Source organism: Kitasatospora sp. NPDC091257 (genome assembly GCF_044757675.1).
In the GTDB taxonomy this organism is placed as follows: Bacteria; Actinomycetota; Actinomycetes; order Streptomycetales; family Streptomycetaceae; genus Kitasatospora; species Kitasatospora lactacystinica.
Map to the genome: position 1 here is coordinate 1 of NZ_JBIVVI010000630.1, position 5,332 is coordinate 5,332.

Sequence of the window (5,332 nt, forward strand, 5' to 3'; positions counted from 1 at the left end):
GGGGCCCTCCAGGACGGTGAAGGTGCCCGCGTCGATGACCTCCTGCCAGTCGAGGGGCTCGACGGTGAGGCAGAAGTGGTCGACGTTGGACTCGTGCCGGGGGCCGTGGACCAGGTCGATGATGGTCCCGGCGCTGACCCGGATCGACGGGAAGGACACCTTGCCGGCGCGCCATTCGTCGACGCGGACGGGCTCCAGGCCCAGGGGGCCGGCGTAGAAGGCCAGCGAACGCTCGACGTCGGCGACGTTGAGGACCAGGTGGTCGAAGGCTACGACGCGCATGGGTGATCGGCTCCGCTCGGGTGGGGCTGTCGGGGACGGGTTCAACGATCCTCTCGGCCGGGCGGGTGATCAATGCGCGATCGCCGTAGGATCGTTGAGCCGGATTCAACGATCGAGGGACGGGGCGGGATGCTGGAGCGGTTGGAGATCGAGGTCTTCCTCGCGCTCGCCGGGGAGCTGCACTTCGGCCGGACCGCGGAGCGGCTGCACCTGACCACCGGGCGGGTCAGCCAGGTGGTGAAGAAGCTGGAGCGCCGGATCGGCGGGCAGTTGTTCGACCGCACCAGCCGGTCGGTCCGACTCACCCCGGTGGGGCGGCAGTTGGCGGACGACCTGACCCCGGTGGTGGCGGCGATGGAGGCGGCGCTGCGCCGGGCGGAGGACGCGAACCGGGGCGTCACCGGGGAGCTGCGGGTGGCGTTCCTCGGCGAGTGGACGGCGCCGGTGCTGCTCAAGGCGGTCGCGCTGTTCGGCGAGCGGCACCCGGACTGCCGGGTGGACGTGCGGGAGGTGCAGCTCTCCAACTCCCGGGCGAGCCTGGTGGACGGTTCGATCGACGTCCTGATCGCCTCCTACCCGTTCGACGGCATGGCCCGCGGGCCGGTGCTGCTGACCGAGCGGCGGGTCCTCGCGGTGGCGGCCGGACACCCCTTGGCCGGCGAGCGGTCGGTGTCGCTGGAGGTGCTCGCGGACCATCCGGTGGTGCAGTACCCGGAGGTCACCTCGGCGGGCTTCAAGCGCGACCGCACCCCCGGCCGGACCCCGTCCGGCCGCCCGGTGCCCAAGGGGCCGTCCGGCGGCACCTTCTCCGAGATGCTCAGCCTGGTCGCGATGGGCCGCGGCGTCCTCCCGGTCGGCGAACACTCCCGCCGCTACTACCCGCGCCCGGACGTCGCGTACGTGCCGATCCACGACGCGCCCCCGATCGAGCGCGGCCCGGTCTGGCTGGAGAGCAGCACCACCGCCCGGGTCCGCGCCTTCGTGCGGGCGGCCACCGACGCCGTCGCGGAGTCGGTCGACCGGGCGACGCCGTTGTGCGTGCCGGCGGAGTGACCGGTGCCGGCGGGGTGGCCGGTGCCGGCGGGGTGGCCGGTGGGGGTTTCAGGAGATCGCGCGCAGCCGGGGCCGCTCCGGGGCGAGCAGGCGGTCGAGGTGGGCGGCGGTGTCGTCGTCGGCGGGGAGCAGGACGAGGAGCTGCTGGGCGTCGTCGGTGAGGTCCAGGGTCTCGCGGTGGAGCCGGAGTTCGGGGCCGGACGGGTGGCGGAGGCGGAGCGGGCCCCGGCGGGGGACGAGGTGGTTGCCGATCCGCCGGGTGAACTCGGGGCCGGCGAGCGGGGCGAGTTCGGTGCTGAGCCATTCGGCGGACTCGACCGAGGGCCCGAGCCAGATGTCGAAGGCCTGCTCGTCGGCGATGTCGTCCCAGTCGGCGAACAGGGTGCGGGCGCGCGGGTCGGTGAAGACGTAGCGGGTGAGGTTCGGGGCCGGGGCGTCGAGCAGTCCGGCCGCGCCGAGGACGGCCGCGTAGCCGCTGGTGTGGGCGAGGACGTCGCCGAGGCGGTTGGTGACGGCGGCGATGCCCGGTTCGAGCAGGCGCAGGGTCTCGCGGACGGTGGCGCGCAGCTCGCGCGGGGCGGGGACGGGCCGGGCGTGGCCGGCGCACGCGCCGCCGGTGATCTTGGTGAGGTAGCGCACGTGGTTGCGCTCGGCGGGGTCGAGACTGAGGGCGTCGGCGAGCGCGTTGACCACGGCGGTGGAGGGGTTGCGGTCGCGGCCCTGCTCCAGCCGGGTCAGGTACTCGACGCTGATCCCGGCCCGGACGGCCAGGTCGGAGCGGCGCAGGCCGGGTGAGCGGCGGCGGCCGTGGTCGGGCAGGCCCAGCGTCTCCGGCTGGATGCTGTCGCGCTTCGCGCGGATGAAGTCCCCCAGTGGTGTGCCCATATGGCGAGCGTACGGTTGATCGTCGCGTGGAGGGTGGCCCTGCGGGGGCCAGCCTGGGCACGGCCTGGTTGCGGCCGTGCGGCGGGCGGAGAGTGGTCGCCATGGAGACGAACACGCACAAGCTGGTGATCATCCTCGGCAGCGTCCGGGAGGGCCGGTTCGGCCCGGTGGTGTCCTCGTGGGTGGCCGAGCAGGCCGCCTCGCACGGCGGCTTCGAGGTCGAGACGGTGGACCTCGCCGAGATCGATCTGCCGCTCGAACTTCCCGCCGCATCACCGAAGTTCGCGGGTGACGGGTATCCGCGCCCGGCCGGGATGGCGAAGCTGACCGAGGCCCTGGAGGGCGCCGACGCCTTCGTCGTCGTCACGCCGGAGTACAACCACAGCTACCCGGCCTCGCTGAAGGCCGCGATCGACTGGCACTTCACCCAGTGGACGGCCAAGCCGGTCGCCTTCGTCAGCTACGGCGGCGCGGCCGGCGGCCGGCATGCCGTGCTGCACCTGGAGAACGTGCTGACCGAGCTGCACGCGGTGACCATCCGGGACGGCCTGGCCTTCCCGAACTACTTCACCGCCTGGGCGGACGGCCGCCCGAACGACCCGCAGGCGCCCGGCTACGCCAAGGTCCTGCTCGACCAGCTGTCCTGGTGGGCGGGCGCGTTGAAGAACGCGCGGGCCGCCGCGCCGTACCCGGCGTGACCGGAACGGCGAAGGCGCCGGAGCGGGGAAAGGGACCAGGGCAGGGAAAGGGTCCGGGGCAGGGAAGGCGCCGGAGCAGGGAGGCACCTCAACCCGCCCTGCGCCGACGGTAGTAGTGCACGGTGAGCACGGCGAGCAGCGGTCCCCAGGCGGCCAGCGGCAGGTAGCCGACCCAGAACGCGACGGTCTGCCAGCCGTGGGTGATCAGCCCGATGTGCCGGTCGCCCCGGATGGTCAGGCCGAGCGAGAACATCACCATCGCGTACGGGAAGACCATCAGCGCCGCCGAGCCCAGCCCGGCCGGGACCACGGCGGCGAGCACCGGGACCGGGCGGCCGCCGAGGACGGGGATCCAGCGCGGCCACACCTCGCCCCAGCGGGCGACCAGGCCGAAGCAGAGGAGCGCCAGCGCCTCGCTGACCACGCTGAGCGCCAGGATGTACGCCCAGCCGCCGTCGAACGAGGCCGGGTCCTGCTCCGGCGGCGTCGGGCCGTGGTCGAGCAGCGGCAGCCCGAGGATGAAGCCGCCGATCCGCCAGAGGCAGGAGGGCAGGACCGCCAGGGTGATCGCGTAACCGGTCCGGACCGCCCAGCGCGGTGTGCCCGGTGCGGGTGTGCCGTGCAGTCGTGCCGCGATCGTCCGTGCGCCCATGGTTCCGCCTCCGGCCCGGGCGGACGCCGTCCGTCCGCCACCGCTCCGACCCTCCCGGAGCGCGCGGGCGGGGGCGTCCTCACCCGGGCTGAAACCGGGCGCGCCCGCTCCCCCGGGCGGGGGAGCGGGCGGTCGCCGCAGTGACGAGGTCAGGGCAGCAGCAGCCCCCAGGACAGGGCCCAGGGCAGAAAGACCACCCCGGCCAGCAGCAGTGCGCCCAGCCGGACCCGGTCGGCCGCCGGGGCGGCGGCCAGGGCGGCCCGCTCCCGCCGGGCGCCGGCCGCGGCGACGGCGGCCGCCCCGAGCGCGAACAGCGCGAGCAGCTGGACGGCCAGCCAGACCACCGGGCGGCCGAACAGGACCGGGCCGGGGAACATCGCGGCGGTGACCGTCAGGAAGAGCAGGTACCCGAGGGCGCCCAGGAGGGCGGCCGTCCCGGTGAGGGCGGCCCAGCGGGCGGCCCGGGGCAGGGCGGCGGGGCGCGGCCGGCGGCGCAGGCGGCGGGCGGCGCCGGTCAGCGCGTAGCCCGCGAAGCCGGTCAGGCACAGCAGGGTGGCGACGGCCTCGACCCAGGTGGACTCGTACCAGGGGAGCGGATCGAGCGCGCGGCTGCGGGTGTCCTGCTGCGGGGCCGGGTCGGTGGAGGCGGTGGGCAGGCCGGTGGCGAGCCGCTGGATCCAGGCGGACTCGGCCTCGGCGTAGTCCGCCGGGAGCCGGTCGGGCCGGTCGTAGCCGTCGTCCGCGGTGAGGTGCAGGTTGTGCCGGACGTCGGGGACGGTCCGCAGCGTGTAGTGGGTGTTGCCGCCGCGGTCGAGGGCCCGGCGGATGATCGTCGCGCTCTCCTCGGGGGCGGCCTCGCGGTCGAGGGTGCCCCACTCGGCCAGGACCGGCTGCCGGACCCGCTCCCACGCCGGCACCGGATCGTAGTCGGCCTGCGGGAAGAGTCCGGCGGCGGTGAGCTGCCGGACGGAGGTGTCCGAGAGCGCGTCGATCAGTGAGCCGTGGACGCCCGCGTGGCGCAGGTAGCCCCGGTACGCCCAGGCCTGTTGGCGGGCGGGGGTGAGGCCGACCGCGCCGACGGTGACCAGGTACGTCGCCTCGGTGGAGCGGGTGGCGGCGAGCGAGGCCACCCAGGCGCCCTCGGACAGGCCCCACAGGCCGACCCGGTCCGGCGCGACCTCCGGCCGGGCGCGCAGCAGCCGGACGGCGGCCAGGGCGTCCTCGGCCAGCTGCCCGTAGTCCCGGTGGGTCATCGAGTAGCCGTCGGTGCGCTTGTCGAAGACCAGCGTGGTGACGCCGTGCCGGGCGTACGCCTCGGCGGCGGCCCGCAGTTCGGCCAGCGGGCCCGGCCCGGCCCCGGGGACCATGACCAGCCCGGGGCCGCGGGTGCCGGCCGTCGCGGCGGGGGCGGCCAGCAGCAGGCCGTGCAGGACGGTGCCGCCGGCGCCGGTGAAGTCGACCGGGTCGGCGACCGGACTGCCCGTCGCCGACGTGGTGTTCGCGGGTGTGGCGCTCGCGGGTGTGGTGCTCGCCGCCGTGCCGCTCACGGCCGCGGCACCCGCCGGTCCGCCGGTGAGGAGCAGCCCCGGCAGGGCCGCGAGTAAGGCGGTGAGCAGCAGCGCCGCTCCGGTGCGTGCTGACCGGACGGGTCCGGTGCTCATCGCCGCTCTCCCCCGGTCGTTCTCCTCCTGTGGGTTCCAGCCTGGCGGGCGCCGACGGCAAGGCCGTGATGATCCTGCGAGGCGGAGGCGGCGCTCCGCTG

The 5,332-nt window shown here is 75.3% G+C and carries 6 protein-coding genes; 2 read left to right on the forward strand and 4 right to left on the reverse strand.

Annotation, left to right across the window (positions count from 1 at the left end; all coding sequences use genetic code 11):
* A partial coding sequence (locus ACIQOV_RS26010; protein ID WP_401052367.1) for a VOC family protein occupies positions 1 to 282 on the reverse strand: 282 nt, incomplete at its 3' end.
* A 129-nt stretch (positions 283 to 411) separates the two neighbouring features.
* Here ACIQOV_RS26010 and ACIQOV_RS26015 point away from each other — a divergent pair.
* Positions 412 to 1,335, forward strand: a complete 924-nt coding sequence (locus ACIQOV_RS26015; RefSeq protein WP_401052370.1) for a LysR family transcriptional regulator — start codon at positions 412 to 414, stop codon at positions 1,333 to 1,335.
* 48 nt (positions 1,336 to 1,383) lie between these two features.
* Here the strand turns inward: ACIQOV_RS26015 and ACIQOV_RS26020 are convergent, their stop codons facing one another.
* Positions 1,384 to 2,220, reverse strand: coding sequence for a helix-turn-helix domain-containing protein (locus ACIQOV_RS26020; RefSeq protein WP_401052372.1), 837 nt, complete (start codon positions 2,218 to 2,220; stop codon positions 1,384 to 1,386).
* Between the two features lie 101 nt (positions 2,221 to 2,321).
* Between ACIQOV_RS26020 and ACIQOV_RS26025 the strand changes: the two genes are divergently transcribed.
* Complete coding sequence (locus ACIQOV_RS26025) at positions 2,322 to 2,918, forward strand: NADPH-dependent FMN reductase (RefSeq protein ID WP_401052374.1); 597 nt, start codon at positions 2,322 to 2,324, stop codon at positions 2,916 to 2,918.
* Positions 2,919 to 3,006: 88 nt separating this feature from the next.
* Here the strand turns inward: ACIQOV_RS26025 and ACIQOV_RS26030 are convergent, their stop codons facing one another.
* Together ACIQOV_RS26030 and ACIQOV_RS26035 are read right to left on the reverse strand one after the other, a co-directional pair.
* Positions 3,007 to 3,570, reverse strand: a complete 564-nt coding sequence (locus ACIQOV_RS26030) for a hypothetical protein (protein ID WP_401052376.1) — start codon at positions 3,568 to 3,570, stop codon at positions 3,007 to 3,009.
* A gap of 149 nt (positions 3,571 to 3,719) precedes the next feature.
* Positions 3,720 to 5,231: an alpha/beta hydrolase family protein gene (locus ACIQOV_RS26035; RefSeq protein ID WP_401052378.1), complete on the reverse strand. Its 1,512-nt coding sequence runs from the start codon at positions 5,229 to 5,231 to the stop codon at positions 3,720 to 3,722.
* Positions 5,232 to 5,332 lie beyond the last annotated feature (101 nt).

Bases quoted from the DNA above. Each gene is read 5' to 3' on its own strand.
- ACIQOV_RS26025 (WP_401052374.1), top strand. From the start codon at position 2,322: ATGGAGACGAACACGCACAAGCTGGTGATCATCCTCGGCAGCGTCCGG.
- ACIQOV_RS26015 (WP_401052370.1), top strand. From the start codon at position 412: ATGCTGGAGCGGTTGGAGATCGAGGTCTTCCTCGCGCTCGCCGGGGAG.
- ACIQOV_RS26020 (WP_401052372.1), bottom strand. From the start codon at position 2,220: ATGGGCACACCACTGGGGGACTTCATCCGCGCGAAGCGCGACAGCATC.
- ACIQOV_RS26035 (WP_401052378.1), bottom strand. From the start codon at position 5,231: ATGAGCACCGGACCCGTCCGGTCAGCACGCACCGGAGCGGCGCTGCTG.
- ACIQOV_RS26030 (WP_401052376.1), bottom strand. From the start codon at position 3,570: ATGGGCGCACGGACGATCGCGGCACGACTGCACGGCACACCCGCACCG.